This is a genomic window from uncultured Alistipes sp. (assembly GCF_910580175.1).
GTDB lineage: Bacteria > Bacteroidota > Bacteroidia > Bacteroidales > Rikenellaceae > Alistipes.
Map to the genome: position 1 here is coordinate 67,042 of NZ_CAJTXD010000005.1, position 16,913 is coordinate 83,954.

The window sequence follows — 16,913 nt, forward strand, 5'->3', positions numbered from 1 at the left end:
TTTTGCAACCTAATCCCACGAACCATGCTCAAAGCAGGCCGCAACCACACCCTTACCGTCAGCCGCATATCGGACTACGGTCTCTATCTGGAAAACGAAGACCACGACGAAGTGCTGCTTCCGAACCGTTATGTTTCGCTCTCGGACAAACCGGGCGACACCAAGGAAGTGTTCGTCTACCACGATTCGGAAGACCGCCTGGTGGCAACGACCGAGACGCCGCTGCTGCGCGTCGGCGAAGCCGGGTTCCTCAAGGTGGTGGATAAGACCGTGCACGGGGCTTTCCTCGACTGGGGACTCACGGGCAAGGACCTCTTCCTGCCCAACCGCAACCAGCAGGGCGGCATTCTGGCCGGCCACAGCTACCTCGTCTACCTCTATGAAGACAGCGTGACGGGCCGCTGCGTGGCGACGAACAAGCTGAAAACCTTCATCGACAACGATGAAATAACGGTGCGCCCGCGCGAAGAGATCGACCTGCTGGTGGCATCGGAAAGCCCGATCGGCTATCGGGTAATCGTCAACAACCGCCACTGGGGCATGATCTACCGCAACCAGATTTTCCGCCCCGTGGCTGTCGGCGACCGCCTGCGGGGCTACGTGCGCCGCATCACGGAGGACAACCGCATCGACGTGAGCCTGCAACAGACGGGTTTCGCGCAGGTCAAGGATTCGGCCCGCACCTTGCTGCAACTGCTGCGCGACAACGGCGGGCATCTGCCGCTCAACGACGCCAGCGACCCGGCCGAGGTACAGCGCCTGACGGCGATGAGCAAAAAAGTTTTCAAACGCTCGGTAGGCATGCTGCTCAAACAAGGCGACGTGGAGATGACCGACCGCGAAATCAAAATCCGCAAACGATGAAAAGCATCCGAACCGCCGAACGGGTTTCGGGCGAGGCTTCCGACAATTTCGTGTTCCAGCGCTCGCTGTTGGCCTACCATGCCGCCGCGGAGCGCATCAAGGGCGACGTTTTGGAAATCGGCACCGGCTCGGGATACGGCATCGAAGTCGTGGCGCCGCATGCCGCGCGCTTCATTACCATCGACAAGCATGTTCCGGCCGTGGATCCGGCCCGATTCCCGGGCGTAGAATTCCACCGGGCGACCGTGCCGCCGCTGCCCTTTGCGACCCACTCGTTCGACTGCGTGATTTCGTTCCAAGTCATCGAACACATCCGCCGCGACCTGGAGTTCGTCCGCGAAATCGAACGCGTGCTGCGCCCCGGCGGCCGTTTCATCGTCACGACGCCCAACGCCCCGATGTCGCTCACGCGCAATCCGTGGCATGTACGCGAGTACACGGCCGAAGAACTGCAAGGGTTGTTGGGCAGCGTCTTTCCTCAAGTCGAGATGCTGGGCGTCTTCGGCAACGAGAAAGCGATGGCTTACTACGAGAAAAACCGCCGGAGCGTGGCCCGTATCACACGCTACGACATCCTCGACCTGCAACATCGCCTGCCGCGCCGCCTGCTGCAACTGCCCTATGACATACTGAACCGCATGAACCGGCGCAAACTGCTGCGGGACAACACCGAGCTGACCGGCTCGATCCGCATGGACGACTACCGGCTGGGGCCGGTCGACGCCGCATGCTTCGACCTCTTTTACATCGCGCAAAAATAAACGGCGGAACAATCCGGTCTACAAAAAACAATCGAATCTGCGGGACATAGCCGGCAGGGCGAACGTCTCGAAACAGGCAAAGCGGAACGAATCATCGTTCCGCTCTTTTTTGTCTGTCCCAAAAGACCTTACGCAGTCTTGATCAACGAGCGGCCCAACCACACGAGCAGCAGCCCCAACGCGAAACTCAACCCCACGTAGAGACCGAAGTTGAGCCACTGTTTATGCTGCAAAAGCAGATACATATCGTCGGAAAACGACGAGAAAGTGGTAAAACCGCCGCAGAAGCCCGTAATAAGAAACACATTCATCGACGGCGAAATCATATGCGTCTTCTCGGCCAAGCCGAAGAAGATGCCGATGATGAAGCTGCCGACCAAATTGACCGTGAAAGTGCCCCACGGAAAAGCGGCGGCTCCCGCGAAGTGGAAAAGTTTGCCCGTCAGAAACCGCAGGCAGGTGCCGATGAAGCCGCCCAGCCCCGCAATAAGCATCGCTCGAAACATAACTAACAATTTTTGGAGTAAAGATATAACAATAATTCGGCTCTGTCTGCAAATTCCGAACCACAACCTGCAAACAACCGCACGGCCGCGGCGATCGGAACGCCATACGGCCTGCACCGAATCGATCTTGGCATACTCTTTGAATTTCTTCAATGCGTCGGACGAACCGTCGATCCCCGCAAGGATGACGGCGGATGCCGAACCACCAAAAATCCATCCAACTATGCACTTATCACCGAAAGAGATCGACAAACTGATGCTCCTTTCGTTGGGCATGATCGCCGAACGACGCATGAAGAAGGGGCTCAAACTCAACTATCCGGAAGCTGTGGCCTACATTACCTCGACGGCGCTGGAGGAAGCTCGTGCGGGCAAGACCGTCGAAGAGGTCATGACCAGCGCCGCCGGCGTCCTGCGCAAGAGCGACGTCATGGAAGGCGTGGCCGACATGATCGATCTGCTGCAAGTCGAAGCCGTGTTTACCGACGGTTCGCGTCTGGTAAGCATCCACCACCCGATCAAATAACTCGTAACGCATCGAATCATGGACAATAACACAACAAAGAACACTCCGGCTGCCCAACAGCGGCAGGCCCCGGATCTCTATCCCGGCCGGCCGGGCTTCAAGCCCTCGCAGCCGGTCGCCGTGGGCGGCGTACTGCTGGCCGGCACCCCCATCGAATACAACACCGGCCGCAAGACGGCAAAACTGGTTGTCCGCAACACAGGCGATCGTCCCATCCAGGTAGGCTCGCACTTCCATTTCTTCGAAGTGAACCGCTATCTGGAGTTCGACCGCGACGCCTCGTTCGGCTGCCACCTGAATATCCCGGCCACGACAGCCATCCGCTTCGAACCGGGCGACCAGAAGGAGGTCGAAGTCGTGACCTTCGCCGGCAAGCGCCGCATCATCGGCTTCAACGGTTTAGTCATGGGCTACACGGGCGACGAAGACAACCCCACCTACTTCCCGGCCCGCATGAAAGCCGTGCGCAAGGTGCGTGAAGCGGGATTCAAGGAGATCGGCGAAAAACAGGCCGAAGCAGACTACAAGAAATACGAAGCCGCCGCCGCACAAAAGAACGACAACACAAAAAAATAACGACCATGGCAACCATTTCACGTCAAGAATACAACAACCTTTTCGGGCCGACCGTGGGCGACAAGATCCGCCTGGGCGACACCGATCTGTATGTGGAGATCGAGCAAGACCTCCGCGAATACGGCGATGAAGTCGTCTACGGCGGCGGCAAAACCCTGCGCGACGGCATGGGGCTGGCCAACACGATGACCTCGAAGGAAGGGGCGCTCGACATCGTCATTACCAACGTGACGATCATCGACCCCATACTCGGCGTTGTGAAGGCCGACGTGGGCATCAAGGACGGTCTGATCGCCGGCATCGGCAAGTCGGGAAACCCCAACACCATGCACGGCGTGCACCCCGACCTGATAACCGGCGCCGCGACCGATGCCATATCGGGCGAGCATCTGATTCTGACGGCGGCCGGCATCGACGGCCACGTGCACCTCATCTCGCCGCAGCAGGCCTATGCCTCGCTGAGCAACGGCATCACCACCCTCTTCGGCGGCGGCATCGGCCCCACCGACGGCACCAACGGCACGACCATCACTTCGGGCAAATGGAACACCGAGCGCATGCTCGAATCGCTCGAAGGCATTCCGGTAAACGTCGGCATGCTGGGCAAGGGCAACTGTTCGGTGGCCCAGTCGCTCGAAGAACAGATCGAAGCGGGCGTCTGCGGACTCAAGGTACACGAAGACTGGGGATCGACCCCGGCAGCGATCCGTGCGGCGCTCGACGTCGCCGACCGCTACGACGTGCAGGTGGCCATCCACACCGACACGCTCAACGAGGGCGGCTACGTCGAAGACACCATCGCCGCCATGGACGGCCGCACGATCCACACCTACCACACCGAGGGTGCCGGCGGCGGCCATGCGCCCGACCTTTTGAAAGTGGCGTCGATGCCCTACGTGCTCCCCTCGTCGACCAACCCTACCCTGCCGTTCGGCATCAACTCGCAAGCCGAGCTGTTCGACATGATCATGGTATGCCACAACCTCAATCCGAAGATTCCGTCGGACGTGGCGTTCGCCGAGAGCCGCGTACGCCCCGAGACGCAGGCGGCCGAAAACGTGCTGCACGACCTGGGCGTGCTGTCGATGGTCTCGTCCGACTCGCAGGCCATGGGCCGCATCGGCGAATCGTTCATGCGCACGTTCCAGACCGCTTCGTTCATGAAAAACGCCTGCGGCAAACTGGCCGAAGACGCCGAGGGCAACGACAACTTCCGCGTACTGCGCTACCTGGCCAAGGTCACGATCAACCCGGCCATCACGTTCGGCGTGTCGGACTACCTCGGATCGGTCGAGAAAGGCAAGATCGCCGACCTGGTGCTCTGGGAACCGCATTTCTTCGGTGCCAAACCCAAGATGGTCATCAAGGGCGGCGTCATCAACTGGGCCAACATGGGCGATCCCAACGCTTCGCTGCCCACACCGCAGCCATGCTACTATCGGCCGATGTTCGGAGCCTGCGGCCGTGCGCTGCCGCAGACGTGCATCTCGTTCGTTTCGAATGCGGCCTACGAAAACGGCATCAAACAACGGCTGTCGCTCGAACGCATGGTGCTGCCCGTGCGCCGCACGCGCCAGCTCACGAAATTCGACATGGTGCGCAACGGCGGCATGCCGCGTATCGACGTCAACCCCGAAACGTTCGACGTGCTCGTGAACGGCGTCCGCGCCTACGTCACGCCGGCCCGCGAATTCCCCTTGAGCCAGCTCTACTGGTTCAGCTGACGTTCCGTCCGGTTCCGGAGACCCCGTTTTCCGGAACCGGACTTTTTCTCCACCTCGTAAAACGACACTCTTGCCCATGAAAATCTACACTGCAATCCTCGGCAACCTGCATGCGCCCGAGTGGGCCGAACGTGCCCGGGAAGCCGACATCGAAACCGTCGATCTGGATCAATGGACGGCACAAAAAAGCCGTTTCGTGGCCCCCAGCGACCGCGGCACTGAATATGCTGTGGCACTCCAACGGCGCGCACAGCTGCTCGACGGCGACATTCTCGAATACGACGCCGACCGCAGGCGGATCGTGGCCATCGGCATCCGTCTGAACGACGTGCTGGTCGCCGACTTGAGCGGCCTGGCCCGCGAACAGCCCGAAAAGATCATCCATATCGCCCTCGAACTGGGCCACGCCATCGGCAACCAGCATTGGCCTGCCGTGGTCAAAGGCACGAAGGCCTACATTCCGCTGACGGTGGATAAAAAAGTGATGGACAGCGTGATGCGCACCCATCGGATCGAACACGTCGACTACTCGTTCCAACCCGGATCGGAAGTGATCCCCTACCTGGCCCCGCACGAAATCCGCCGGCTTTTCGGCGGCGCAGGCCACGAGAACGAAACGGAACATCGCCACCAACATGCCCATGTCTGACAACACAAGAGTCCTCATGCACCTGCTGGCGCTTACCGACTCGGCTTTTCCGGTGGGAACGTTTTCGTTTTCCAACGGGCTGGAGACGGCGGCCGACACGGGGCTGGTGCACGACGCGGCAACGCTCGAAGCCTACGCCCGCGAAATCGCCCGGCAGGCGGCCTTTACCGACGGTGTGGCGGCTCTGCAAGCCATGCGGAGCTACCGCCGCGACGACTTCGACGGTATCGTCGGGGCCGACCATCAAGCCATCCTCTGCAAAATGAACACCGAGGCCCGGCAAATGACCTGTCGCATGGGCAAGAAGCTGGCCGAACTCTATGCCCGCATCGCCACCGACGGCACGGTCGCCCGCTGGCTGGACGAGATCGCCGCCGAACGCACGCCGGGCACCTACCCGGCGGCTCAAGGGATCGTATTCGCCGCCAGCGGAATCGAGGAGCGGGAACTCTTCTGCTCGCACCAGTACGGCGCGATCAACACGGTGCTCAACGCCGCACTGCGCTGCGTGCGGGTCTCGCACTACGACACGCAGCGCATCTTCTTCCGGCTCGCGGCCGAAATCGGCCCGCTCTACAACGAAGCCGCAACGATGGAGTACGACGACATGAACGCCTTCGTTCCCCAGACCGACATCCTGGCCTCGCTGCACGAGAAAGGCTCCAAACGCCTATTCATGAATTGAATGCGTCGGCAACAGCCGAAAGCCGCAAAACATATAAACGTTTTCGACAAGCCGAGATGCAGAGCCAAGCTTGCTTGAGCTATGCCGAGGCGAGAAAACCTGCTTGAAAAGAACGGAATAATATTACGACTCAAAAAATGAACAACACTTGCAGAATCGGCATCGGCGGCCCGGTAGGCTCCGGCAAAACGGCGCTCATCGAAGCCATCACGCCGCGCCTGTTGGAAATGGGCTATAAAGTTCTGGTCATTACCAACGACATCGTGACGACCGAAGATGCCAAACACGTACGCAAAATGCTGAAAGGCATCCTGGTCGAAGAACGCATCATCGGCGTGGAAACGGGCGCCTGCCCCCACACGGCCGTGCGCGAAGACCCCTCGATGAACATCGCGGCGGTCGAAGAGATGGAGGCCCGCTTCCCCGACGGCGACGTGGTACTCATCGAATCGGGCGGCGACAACCTCACGCTCACTTTCAGCCCGGCACTGGTCGACTTCTTCATCTATGTGATCGATGTGGCGGCGGGCGACAAAATACCCCGCAAGGACGGGCCGGGCATCTCGCAGTCGGACATCCTGGTCATCAACAAAACCGACCTGGCGCCCTACGTACACGCCGACCTGGAAGTCATGCGCGTCGACTCGGAGCGCATGCGCCCGGGCAAACCCTTCATCTTCACGAACTGCATGACGGGCGAGGGCATCGAGGAGCTGGTGGAGCTGATCCGCCGCATGGCCCTTTTCGACGCCGACGAGCGCCGCAGCACCGCCATGCAAACAGCCGCAGCCCGATGAGTTTCTCCGCAGCCAAAGAGATGGCGCCCTACCTGGCCGAGCCGAAAGCGATGCCCGTAGGCACGCCGGGCAAGACGGGCTACCTGCGTCTGGGCTTCGAACTCGACGACCGGGGCCGCTCGATCATGCGCGACCTCGAACGCCGCGCTCCGCTCATCGTTCAGCAGGAACTCTACTTCGACGAGGGGATGCCCGAGATGCCGTGCGTCTACATCCTTTCGTCGGGCGGCCCCAATGTCGACGGCGACCGCTACGAACAGCATTTTACCGTACGCCGGGGAGCCTACGCCCACCTGTCGACAGGCGCCGCCACCAAGTTGGCCGAAATGCGATACAACTATTCGGGACTGCGGCAGCGCTTCGAACTGGAAGAAGACGCCTACCTGGAGTTTCTGCCCGAGCCGACGATCCCCTGCCGCCACACGCGCTTCATCGCCGACACGACGATCCGCATCGACCCCACGGCCACACTTTTCTATGCCGAAATCTACATGAGCGGGCGCAAATATTTCGATCGGGGCGAACGCTTCGCCTACGACGTGCTGTCGGTAACTGCGCGGGCCGAGCGACCCGACGGGCAGCAGCTGTTCCGCGAAAAATTCGTTGTCCGGCCCGAAATCTATGCGCCGACCTCCCTCGGAGCCATGAACGGCTACGACGTATTCGCCAACGTGATCGTGCTCACGCCGCCCGACGCAGCGGAACGCATCTATGCCCGAACGGAGGCTTTCATCGACGCCGACCGGCGTCTGGCGGCGGGCATCACGCACCTGCCCAACGGCTGCGGCCTGCTCTACAAGGTGCTGGGCGACGAAACGGGGCCTGTGAAACGCTTGGTGCGGCAATTCTGCTCGACCGTACGCGAAGAAGTCAAACAACGTCCGCTGCCGGAAGAATTTCCGTGGCGGTAAAACGAACCATAAAAGACCTGAATCATGGCAACGACTCTTACTACCCCGACAGCCCATGCAAGCGTAGGCTGTCTCAAAAAACTATTGCGCGGTGCGGGACAAGTGATGTTCCAGCCCAGCGCATGGACGGGACTGCTCTTTCTCATCGGCATATTCTGGGGTTCCTATGCCGGCCATGCCGGTATCGTAGCCTGGGGAGCGCTCGTGGGAACGGCGGTATCGACGCTGACGGGACGCCTCCTGCGGCTGCCTGCCGACGACGGTGCGCAGGGCCTCTGGGGCTTCAACGGCATTTTGGTAGGCTGCGCCTTCCCGACCTTCCTGGGCAACACGTTCTGGATGTGGCTGGCGCTCATCCTCTGCGCGGCTCTTACTACCTGGGTGCGCACGGGTTTCAACAACGTGATGGCCCCTTGGAAAGTCAACTCGCTGACCTTTCCGTTCGTTTTCTGCACCTGGATTTTCCTGCTGGCGGCACGCGCCATGCACGGCATGCCGCCCGAACACCTGAACGACCCGACGCTGCCGACGTTCTTCACGTCGGTCGAAAACCTGCGGTTCGGCCATTTGCTGGGCTACTGGCTCAAAGGCATCGCGCAGGTCTTCCTGATCGACTCATGGATCACGGGGCTGTTCTTCTTGGCGGGTCTGCTCGTGAGCAACGTCCGGGCCGCACTGTGGGCCGCTACCGGTTCGGCCGTGGCGCTTGTCGTGGCCCTGCTGTTCAAGACCTCGGGCGCCGACATCGCCCACGGCCTCTATGGATTCAGCCCGGTGCTGACGGCCATCGCCCTGGGCACGGTGTTCTACAAACCGGGCCTGCGCTCGGGTGTGTGGGCCTTGGCGGGCATCGTCGTCACTGTATTCGTACAAGCAGGCATGGATGTGATGCTGACCCCGCTGGGCATCCCCACGCTGACGGCGCCTTTCTGCCTCACGACGTGGCTTTTCCTGCTGCCGCTCATCCGCTTCGACCACGTGGAAAAACCCGACCACTCGAACTGGAATCCCGACAACAAAACGCATCTGGCACGCCGGCCCGACTCCGCCGGCACCGACATACCCGTAAAATAGCTCCGCCATGCACATGTCCGACGCGCTGGTCTCCCCGACGGTATTTGCCGTCGCGGGGGCCGCATCGCTCGCCCTGCTGGGCACGGCGATCCGCAAAATGCAGTCCGCAAACTCCGCCCCGCACAACGCGAGGGAACACAACGAACGCATCGTGCCATTGATGGGTGTCATGGGCGCCTTCGTATTTGCGGCCCAAATGATCAACTTCGCCATTCCGGGCACGGGATCGAGCGGCCACATCATCGGCGGCATCCTCCTGGCAGCGGTTCTGGGGCCGTGGGCGGCGTTTCTCACGCTCTCGTCGGTGCTGCTGCTCCAATGCCTGCTTTTCGCCGACGGCGGGTTCATGGCCCTGGGATGCAACATTCTGAACATGGCAGCGCTCTCATGTCTGGCGGCCTACCCGTTCGTCTTCCGCCCGATCATGCGCCGCAACGCCTCGCCTGGCCGGATATTCGCGGCCTCGCTGCTCGCCTCGGTCGTAGGGCTGGCGCTGGGCGCCGTGGCCGTGACGCTGGAAACCGAAGCCTCAGGCATCACAGCCCTGCCTTTCGGCCGCTTCCTGCTTTTCATGCTGCCGATCCACCTGGCGATCGGCATCGGCGAAGGAGCGGCCACGGGCGCCGTGCTCTGCGCCGTGCAACGCGGCAAGCCGGAGTTGCTGGCCGACGTCCGCCGCCGGCATTCCCACTCCGGATTGCACCTCGGCAAATCGCTGGGTCTGATCGCGCTTGTCGCGTTATTGATCGGCGGATCGTTCTCATGGCTCGCCTCCTCGCAGCCCGACGGACTGGAATGGTCGATCGAACGGACGAGCGACGCCAGCGCCGCATCCCCTGCCACCGATGCCGTGCACCGCGCCGCCGCAACGCTCCAGAAACAGACTGCGGTCATCCCGGACTACGACACCTCGCTGGCCGGTCTGATCGGCTGCGGCATCATTCTGCTGGCGGCCTGGGGCGGTTCGCAACTCCATCGTGCAGGACGCAGGCAGACATGAAAAACCGGCTCCAGTCCGCCCTCCTGGCCCTCGAATCGCTCGAAACTGCCGCCCGCCAGGAAAGCCCGCTGCACCGTACGGACGCCCGGGCCAAACTGCTGACGACAACGGTCTTCCTGACGACGGTGCTGTCGGTGCCGCTCGCCCGGCTGTCGGAAATCCTGCTCTATGCGCTTTTCCCGATCCTTACCGCGGCCATGGGCGGCATGCGCTACACTTCGATTTTTCGCAAGTCGCTGTTGGTGCTGCCGTTCGTGGCGCTGATCGGAATATTCAACCTTTTCTACGATCGCACCCCGGCCTTCCGTCTCGGCACACTCATCGTAACGGAAGGTTGGATTTCGTTTCTGTCGATCCTGCTGCGCGGCCTGCTGGCAACCCAAGCGCTGCTGATACTGGTCGGCAGCACGGGCATCCATGCCCTCTGCCGCGGCATGCAACGGCTCGGTATGCCGCGCATCTTCGCCGTCCAGCTGCTTTTCGTCTACCGCTATCTACACGTGCTGCTCGACGAAGCCTGCCGCATGGCCCAGGCGCGCGAAGCCCGCAGCTACGGCCGCCGCACCTTCCCGCTTCGGGTGTGGGGGCCGCTCGTGAGCCAGCTGTTGATCCGCACGTTCGAGCGGGCGGAACAGATCCATCGGGCGATGCTCGCCCGCGGATTCGACGGCCGCATCCCCGACTGCACCGGCTCCGAAACCCCGTGGCGCAGCCAAGACACCGTTTTTCTGGCAACCTGGAGCACGGCACTGCTTCTTGCCCGGCTATGTTGGCCGGTCGAGACGCTGACCCGCCTGCTCCGCTGAACTCCGACCCCATGAGTCATCATTACCTCCATTTCGAACAAGTATGCTACCGCTATCCGAACGGCCATGAAGCATTGCGCGATGCCACATTCCACATCACGCACGGCGAAAAAACAGCCTTGATGGGCATGAACGGCGCGGGGAAGTCAACGTTGCTGCTGCTGTTGGCAGGCCTGCTGCTGCCCACGGCGGGCGAGGCGATCATCGGAGGCATCCGCTCGACACGCCGCACGCTGGGAGCGATCCGCCGCTCGGCGGGAATGGTGTTCCAGAATCCGGACAACCAACTTTTCATGCCGACGGTCGAAGAAGATGTGGCTTTCGGCCCTGCAAACATGCAGCTAACACCCGCAGAGATCGAGCACCGGGTGACGGAAGCCCTCGAAGCAGTCGGAGCGCTGCACCTGCGCAAGCAAGCGCCCTATCATCTTTCGGGCGGGCAGAAACGCAGCGTCGCGATCGCCACCGTGCTGGCGATGGAACCATCGGTACTGCTGCTCGACGAACCCACCTCCAACCTCGATCCCCGGGCCAGACGCCAGACCATCGACCTGCTGCGCCGGTTCGACCACACGATGCTGCTGGCCACGCACGACATGGAAATGGCATACGAACTCTGCCCGCGCGCAATCGTTCTGCACGATGGCAAGATCGTAGCCGACGACAATACGCATACCATCTTCCACGACACGGCCCTGCTCGAAGCCTGCGGTCTCGAAGCGCCAGCGTCCTTGCGCCCACGATGAAAAAGGACTGCTTTCGCAGTCCATTACAGCATCATATGCGATCGAGAAAAAATTGGAACCGGAGAAAAAGGCCCTTGCGCTCGAATTGAGAAGCCTTGCCCAGCCGCAGGAGCATCCGATAGAAGCGCGTATTGCGCCGCTCGTTCCAGCGCACCAGATAATAAAGTCCGAACGTGACCAGGAAGCTCAGCGCGACAACAGCATAGAACTGCCCCGAAATCGACACGCCGACGGCATACAACACCCAAAAAGTGCCGACGACCAAAGCATTCAGAAACAAAATGCTGAGCGTCGTCCCGATATGCGAGAACCCCAGGTCGATGAACAGATGGTGCAGATGGGTCTTATCGGGATGGAACGGCGAGACACGGTTCTTGACACGCACAGACATCACGCGCAAGGTGTCGAACACAGGCACGGCCAGCACAGCCAACGCAAAGGGAATCAGCCCGAAACCCTCGGGGGCGAAAACCGCGCACAACGACCCGCTGTCCAACACATGGATGACGAAGACCGACATGACCAATCCCATGACCAACGTGCCGCCGTCGCCGATGAACATCCGGGAAGTCTTGCCGAACACATTATGGAAGAAAAACGGGATCAAAGCGCCGATACACCCGGCAGCCAACAACACCATGGTAATGTCGCCCGCACAATAGAAGAACCCGCCGAACTCGGCGCAGGCCATGATGCAGAAACCGGAAGAAAGACCGTTCACGCCGTCGATCAGATTGATGGCATTGATGATCCCCACGGCCGACAAAACCGTCAACAAGGCGCTGCACCACCAATAGGGCAAGGCTCCGACACCCCACAACCCATGGAAATGATTGATTACCAATCCTCCGACCAGAATAAGCAAAAGCACGCAAAAAATCTCTACAAAGAGACGGAACCCGGGCGACAACTCCAGGATGTCGTCCATCGTCCCGATGTAGAGCATCACGGTCATCGAAGCCAGAATCATTACCATCTGGGACGAATCGTAAAACGGGCTGACGACACCCGCCCCCAGCGCCAGACCGAAGAAAACGGCAACGCCGCCCAATACCGGAACGGGCCGCCGCTGCAACTTGCGTTGATCGGGATTGTCCACGATGCCTTTCAGGTAAGCCAATTTTACCAGCCGCGGATGGATCCAGCAGACCGACAAAAAAGCTACGACGAACGGAATGAGCGGCAACAGCCATTCATGCGCCAGGAATATCTGATTCATAAGCCGTAAAACGGTATCTAATCGTTCAACATCGCAAAACTTCGATTTCACGAGGCATTCGGTCTCCCGACATTCCGCCCGGCATGGCACCGCCCCATCCATCGCGCCCGTTCCGCCCGCATCGCAACGACAAAGCAGATTTAGCATACAAATGTAACACATTTAAAACAAGTTACCAAATAATTCCAGGCCTTATCCTCCTGCTTCGGACGCGGCGCAAGGAACAAACATTTGACAACCAACATGTTGTACAGCAAATATTTTGATCGGAGGCAGCATTCGGCCAATCGATCGTTTACGTGCGGACATCGTGCCCCGGGAAATCGACCGCGCTCCGGAACGCAATAAAACGAGCTGCCGCAAGGTTCCGTTCGGGCGGATGTGTACCCCGTTACGCCTTTCCGCCCCATCGGCAGGCAGAGATTTTCACAACTTGACCAAAATTGATTATATTTGCATCGTTAACCTGAAAACAACTAAAAAACATCGAATTTATGATCAATTTCCTTCAAGCGGTTCCCGTCGAACCCCAGCCCGGATTCATGCAGCAGTACAGCTTCCTCATCATGATCGGCCTTATGGTGCTGGTGCTGTGGCTCTTCATGTGGCGCCCCGAAGCCAAGCGGCGCAAGCAGATGCAGGCTTTCCGCGACGGTCTGAAGAAAGGCGACAAGGTAATTACGGCCGGCGGCATCTACGGCACGGTCAAGGAAGTGAAGGAATCTTCGCTGCTGATCGAAGTGGACAGCAACGTGACGCTGCGCATCGACAAAAACATGGTCGTAGCCGACAGCAACAACACGCAGAAATAATCCGGGCGACCGTCCTGCGAAAAAAGTTCTCCTTGCGAAAGGGGAACTTTTTCATTTTACAGCAGCCGCCAAGCCTCATTTTGAACAGCCTCAAGAATAGATTTGTCATTGTGCCCGGCTTGCGCTATCTTTGCAGACGGATACCCTCGCCCCGGCGATGTGCCCCGGACAATCCGGCACCGCTCCCGGCCTGGGCATCCCCGAATTTTACGAAACCATGACCCGGAAAATCATCTACCCCTGCGTCGGCACCTGCTCCACGCAAATAACGATCGAACTCGAAGACGGCATCATCCGCGAAGTAGCATTCACGGGCGGCTGCCACGGCAACACCCAAGGCGTGGCGGCCTTGGTGCACGGCATGCGGGCCGAGGAAGCCGTCGTACGGCTCAAAGGCATCGACTGCCGCGGCCGCGGCACCTCGTGTCCCGACCAGCTGGCCCGCGCGCTGGAGCAGGCCATGCACTGAACACCCTGCTTTCGTTTTATCCCACCCTTTTTCGGCGAAATGCCCCTGCTCTGCTAAAACGTTTTAAAATCGTTGCTAAAAGGCTGCGGCGGCTCTGAACTGCGGCAACAAAAAGAACGAATCCGCTGACGAGCGACCCGCCTGCCGTCGCATTACGCTCCATGCTCGAAGCGACGGTTCGCAATTTCGGGAACGGATTTTGCATCGTGATCTTCCGTCAAGTCTAAAAAACGGAAGATTATGTATTTCTTATGGTATCTCTTAATCGGTCTGGCGGCCGGATGGATCGCCAACCTGATCGTCAAGGGCGACGGCTCGGGACTGATCATCAATCTGATCGTCGGTCTTATCGGCGGCGTACTGGGCGGCTGGCTCTTCTCGCTCTTCGGCTGGGTCCCCGTAGGCACGTTCGGCAGCCTGCTTACCTCCGTACTGGGTGCGATCGTCCTTTTGTGGATCGTCTCGATGATTACGCGGCGAAAACACGCAAATGTCAAACAATGAAAAATTGAACCTTATGGACAACATGAAAAACAACTGGGAAAACCAGCAGACCGAAAAAATGATGGCCGACAAGCTCGACAAGGCCACGAACTGCACTGAAAACAAGGCCGGCAAGGCTGTCGACGCAGTAAAGAACACTGCCGAGCGCGCAGGCGAACGCCTGGGCGAAGCCGGCCAGAAAGTCGGCGATGTCGCACACAAGGTAGGCGACAAGATCAAGCAGGGCGCCGAGAAAGCGACCGACAAGATCGGGCAGGCCGTCGACACGGCAGCCGACCGCATGCAGGGCAAGAAGAACTATTGATGACTTCGGCCCCCGAAAGACAGAAGCGGAGACCTCGACGGGTCTCCGCTTCTGTTCGAAAAAAACGTTGAGCTGCCAGGACTCGAACCTGGAACGACAGAACCAAAATCTGCTGTGTTACCATTACACCACAGCTCAATCGACGCTCGAAAGCGCTGCAAAGATAAACAAAAAAACGCAATATCCAAGAATCGCGCCCCGAAATACCGCGAACCAAAAATTCTGAACCATGATTGCAACCATGATCGTGCTTTTCCTTGCCGGCTATCTGCTGATCGCCCTGGAGCACAAGATCGGAATCAACAAATCGGCCGTCGCACTGGTCATGTGCGGCGCGCTTTGGACACTGCTGAGCCTTGCGGGTCACGACCCGCAGATCGGTTCGCAGCTGACCGGTCAGCTGGGCAGCACCTGCGAAATCCTGGTCTACCTGATCGGCGCCATGACGATCGTAGACCTCATCGACATGCACGGCGGATTCAACGTCATTACGTCGCGCATTACCACCCGCAACAAACGCCGGCTGCTATGGCTGCTGGTGCTTATCACGTTCTTCATGTCGGCCGTGCTGGACAACATGACCACGGCGATCATCATGGTAATGCTCCTGCGGCGGATCATCGCCGACCGGAACGAGCGCTGGATATTCGCGGGGCTGGTCGTCATAGCAGCCAACAGCGGCGGCGCCTGGTCGCCCATCGGCGATGTGACGACCATCATGCTCTGGATGCGCGGCAACGTCTCGGCCTGGCCGCTGATGTACCACCTGTTCCTGCCCTCGCTGCTCTCGGTGGTCGTCCCGACCCTGCTGGCCCAACGATACGTCGCCCAGAGCGAAAGGGCAGGCACCGCAACTCCGGCCCTGCCGGCGGAGACTCCAGGCAAAAAGACCGAACCGCGCATGAGCCGGCTCATCCTCGCAACGGGCGTCGCAGGACTACTTTTTGTACCTCTGTTCAAGGAACTTACAGGACTTCCTCCCTACATGGGCATGACCATCGCGCTGGGTGCGAACTGGGTGCTGACCGAAATCATCTACGACCGCCGCCGCGACATGGAAGAATCGATCCAGAACCGCGTATCGAAAGTGCTCAAGCATATCGACATGCCGACGATCCTCTTTTTCCTGGGTATCTTGATGGCTGTCGGCGCCTTGCAGAGCGCGGGCATCCTCAGCGACACGGCCCGCTGGCTCGACCGGCACCTGCACGAACCGTTCGCCATCACGGGATTGATCGGTCTCCTCTCATCGGTAATCGACAACGTACCGCTCGTGGCGGCCTGCATGGGGATGTATCCGGTCGCGGATGCCGCGGCAGCAGCCGCAAGCGCCGATCCTGCATTCGCACAGAACTTCGTGGCCGACGGGCTGTTCTGGCACCTGCTCTCCTTCTGCGCAGGCACTGGCGGCAGCCTGCTGATCATCGGCTCGGCGGCCGGAGTCGTAGCCATGGGGCTGGAAAAGATCGACTTCGGGTGGTACCTGCGTAAAATCGCGCCGTTGGCGCTGGCGGGCTATCTGGTCGGCATGCTGACCATCTGGCTCCAGCACCTGGCGGCCTGACGTCCGCAGGAAGAGGCTATTTTACTTTGGCGAGGAACCGCTCTCGGTCGACGACAAACCGTACGTGGGTGCCCTCGCCGATCGGCCCCTCGCCGTCGCGGGCACCGACCGTGAAGACGATCTTGCGCCCGTCGACCTCCGTAACGACGGCCGAGGCGGTAATCTCCGCGCCCAGCCCCGAGGGCTTGATATGCGAGGTGTTCATTTCGGCACCGACGGTCGTCGCCCCTTCAGGCAGCGCCGCGGCAACGGCCATCATGGCCGCATGCTCCATCAAGGCCACCAGCGCCGGCGTAGCGAACACCGGCAGATCGCCCGACCCCATTGCGGCGGCCGTATTGGCGGCCGTCACGGTTGTACGGGTGGTGGCGGAAAGACCTTTTTCCAACATAATATAGCTCGAACAGAATTCGTTT

Annotated in this window: 20 protein-coding genes, 1 tRNA gene and 1 pseudogene; 18 read left to right on the plus strand and 4 right to left on the minus strand. The window is 60.1% G+C overall.

What is annotated here, in order from left to right:
* Window positions 1–24 precede the first annotated feature (24 nt).
* Both QZ298_RS07055 and QZ298_RS07060 read left to right on the plus strand, forming a co-directional pair.
* Window positions 25–864, plus strand: coding sequence for a S1-like domain-containing RNA-binding protein (locus QZ298_RS07055; RefSeq protein ID WP_296007295.1), 840 nt, complete (start codon window positions 25–27; stop codon window positions 862–864).
* Window positions 861–1,625, plus strand: a complete 765-nt coding sequence (locus tag QZ298_RS07060) for a class I SAM-dependent methyltransferase (protein WP_296007298.1) — start codon at window positions 861–863, stop codon at window positions 1,623–1,625. Before QZ298_RS07055 ends, QZ298_RS07060 begins: the two co-directional genes overlap by 4 nt.
* Before the next feature lie 128 nt (window positions 1,626–1,753).
* Here the strand turns inward: QZ298_RS07060 and crcB are convergent, their stop codons facing one another.
* Window positions 1,754–2,131: a fluoride efflux transporter CrcB gene (gene crcB / locus QZ298_RS07065; RefSeq protein ID WP_296007300.1), complete on the minus strand. Its 378-nt coding sequence runs from the start codon at window positions 2,129–2,131 to the stop codon at window positions 1,754–1,756.
* Window positions 2,132–2,354: 223 nt separating this feature from the next.
* On the opposite strand from crcB, the gene QZ298_RS07070 reads away from it, so the two are divergent.
* The 11 genes and pseudogenes from QZ298_RS07070 to QZ298_RS07120 all read left to right on the plus strand — a co-directional run bounded on the left by QZ298_RS07070 (window position 2,355) and on the right by QZ298_RS07120 (window position 11,625).
* Window positions 2,355–2,657 (plus strand): urease subunit gamma, encoded by a 303-nt coding sequence (locus QZ298_RS07070; protein WP_296007303.1) that lies wholly within the window; start codon window positions 2,355–2,357, stop codon window positions 2,655–2,657.
* Between the two features lie 18 nt (window positions 2,658–2,675).
* Window positions 2,676–3,065: pseudogene (locus QZ298_RS07075) on the plus strand (urease subunit beta); the annotation flags it as partial.
* A 173-nt stretch (window positions 3,066–3,238) separates the two neighbouring features.
* The gene (locus QZ298_RS07080; protein WP_296007309.1) at window positions 3,239–4,957 is read left to right on the plus strand and encodes an urease subunit alpha; all 1,719 of its coding nucleotides are present in this window, start codon (window positions 3,239–3,241) and stop codon (window positions 4,955–4,957) included.
* Between the two features lie 76 nt (window positions 4,958–5,033).
* A complete protein-coding gene (gene ureE / locus QZ298_RS07085; protein WP_296007314.1) occupies window positions 5,034–5,606 on the plus strand; it encodes an urease accessory protein UreE in 573 nt (190 codons plus the stop codon).
* The gene (locus QZ298_RS07090; RefSeq protein WP_296007316.1) at window positions 5,599–6,291 is read left to right on the plus strand and encodes an urease accessory protein UreF; all 693 of its coding nucleotides are present in this window, start codon (window positions 5,599–5,601) and stop codon (window positions 6,289–6,291) included. The genes ureE and QZ298_RS07090 overlap by 8 nt, the downstream gene beginning before the upstream one ends.
* A 137-nt stretch (window positions 6,292–6,428) precedes the next feature.
* On the plus strand, window positions 6,429–7,088 hold the full coding sequence (gene ureG / locus QZ298_RS07095) for an urease accessory protein UreG (RefSeq protein WP_296007320.1): 660 nt from the start codon (window positions 6,429–6,431) through the stop codon (window positions 7,086–7,088).
* Window positions 7,085–7,999 (plus strand): urease accessory protein UreD, encoded by a 915-nt coding sequence (locus QZ298_RS07100; protein ID WP_296007324.1) that lies wholly within the window; start codon window positions 7,085–7,087, stop codon window positions 7,997–7,999. The genes ureG and QZ298_RS07100 overlap by 4 nt, the downstream gene beginning before the upstream one ends.
* 24 nt (window positions 8,000–8,023) lie before the next feature.
* Entirely contained in the window at window positions 8,024–9,073 is a 1,050-nt protein-coding gene (yut, locus tag QZ298_RS07105) for an urea transporter (protein WP_296007327.1), read from the plus strand.
* A 7-nt stretch (window positions 9,074–9,080) separates the two neighbouring features.
* Window positions 9,081–10,073, plus strand: a complete 993-nt coding sequence (locus QZ298_RS07110; protein ID WP_296007330.1) for an energy-coupling factor ABC transporter permease — start codon at window positions 9,081–9,083, stop codon at window positions 10,071–10,073.
* Window positions 10,070–10,879, plus strand: coding sequence for a cobalt ECF transporter T component CbiQ (cbiQ, locus tag QZ298_RS07115; RefSeq protein WP_296007334.1), 810 nt, complete (start codon window positions 10,070–10,072; stop codon window positions 10,877–10,879). Before QZ298_RS07110 ends, cbiQ begins: the two co-directional genes overlap by 4 nt.
* A gap of 11 nt (window positions 10,880–10,890) precedes the next feature.
* Window positions 10,891–11,625 carry an ABC transporter ATP-binding protein gene (locus QZ298_RS07120; protein WP_296007338.1) on the plus strand — a complete coding sequence of 245 codons (735 nt, stop codon included), beginning with the start codon at window positions 10,891–10,893 and terminating at the stop codon, window positions 11,623–11,625.
* Window positions 11,626–11,656: 31 nt separating this feature from the next.
* On the opposite strand, the gene QZ298_RS07125 is transcribed toward QZ298_RS07120, so the two are convergent.
* Entirely contained in the window at window positions 11,657–12,844 is a 1,188-nt protein-coding gene (locus QZ298_RS07125; protein ID WP_296007341.1) for an MraY family glycosyltransferase, read from the minus strand.
* Between the two features lie 494 nt (window positions 12,845–13,338).
* On the opposite strand from QZ298_RS07125, the gene yajC reads away from it, so the two are divergent.
* The 4 genes from yajC to QZ298_RS07145 all read left to right on the plus strand — a co-directional run bounded on the left by yajC (window position 13,339) and on the right by QZ298_RS07145 (window position 14,933).
* Entirely contained in the window at window positions 13,339–13,656 is a 318-nt protein-coding gene (gene yajC / locus QZ298_RS07130) for a preprotein translocase subunit YajC (protein WP_296007344.1), read from the plus strand.
* Between the two features lie 217 nt (window positions 13,657–13,873).
* Complete coding sequence (locus tag QZ298_RS07135) at window positions 13,874–14,125, plus strand: TIGR03905 family TSCPD domain-containing protein (protein WP_296007347.1); 252 nt, start codon at window positions 13,874–13,876, stop codon at window positions 14,123–14,125.
* 240 nt (window positions 14,126–14,365) lie between these two features.
* On the plus strand, window positions 14,366–14,629 hold the full coding sequence (locus tag QZ298_RS07140; RefSeq protein ID WP_296007350.1) for a GlsB/YeaQ/YmgE family stress response membrane protein: 264 nt from the start codon (window positions 14,366–14,368) through the stop codon (window positions 14,627–14,629).
* A 13-nt stretch (window positions 14,630–14,642) separates the two neighbouring features.
* The gene (locus tag QZ298_RS07145; RefSeq protein WP_296007353.1) at window positions 14,643–14,933 is read left to right on the plus strand and encodes a hypothetical protein; all 291 of its coding nucleotides are present in this window, start codon (window positions 14,643–14,645) and stop codon (window positions 14,931–14,933) included.
* Between the two features lie 67 nt (window positions 14,934–15,000).
* Here QZ298_RS07145 and QZ298_RS07150 read toward each other — a convergent pair.
* A tRNA-Gln gene (locus QZ298_RS07150) sits at window positions 15,001–15,071 on the minus strand.
* A 91-nt stretch (window positions 15,072–15,162) separates the two neighbouring features.
* Here QZ298_RS07150 and nhaD point away from each other — a divergent pair.
* On the plus strand, window positions 15,163–16,497 hold the full coding sequence (nhaD, locus tag QZ298_RS07155) for a sodium:proton antiporter NhaD (RefSeq protein WP_296007356.1): 1,335 nt from the start codon (window positions 15,163–15,165) through the stop codon (window positions 16,495–16,497).
* 16 nt (window positions 16,498–16,513) lie between these two features.
* Here the strand turns inward: nhaD and QZ298_RS07160 are convergent, their stop codons facing one another.
* On the minus strand, window positions 16,514–16,888 hold the full coding sequence (locus tag QZ298_RS07160) for a hotdog domain-containing protein (RefSeq protein WP_296007358.1): 375 nt from the start codon (window positions 16,886–16,888) through the stop codon (window positions 16,514–16,516).
* Window positions 16,889–16,913: the final 25 nt, after the last annotated feature.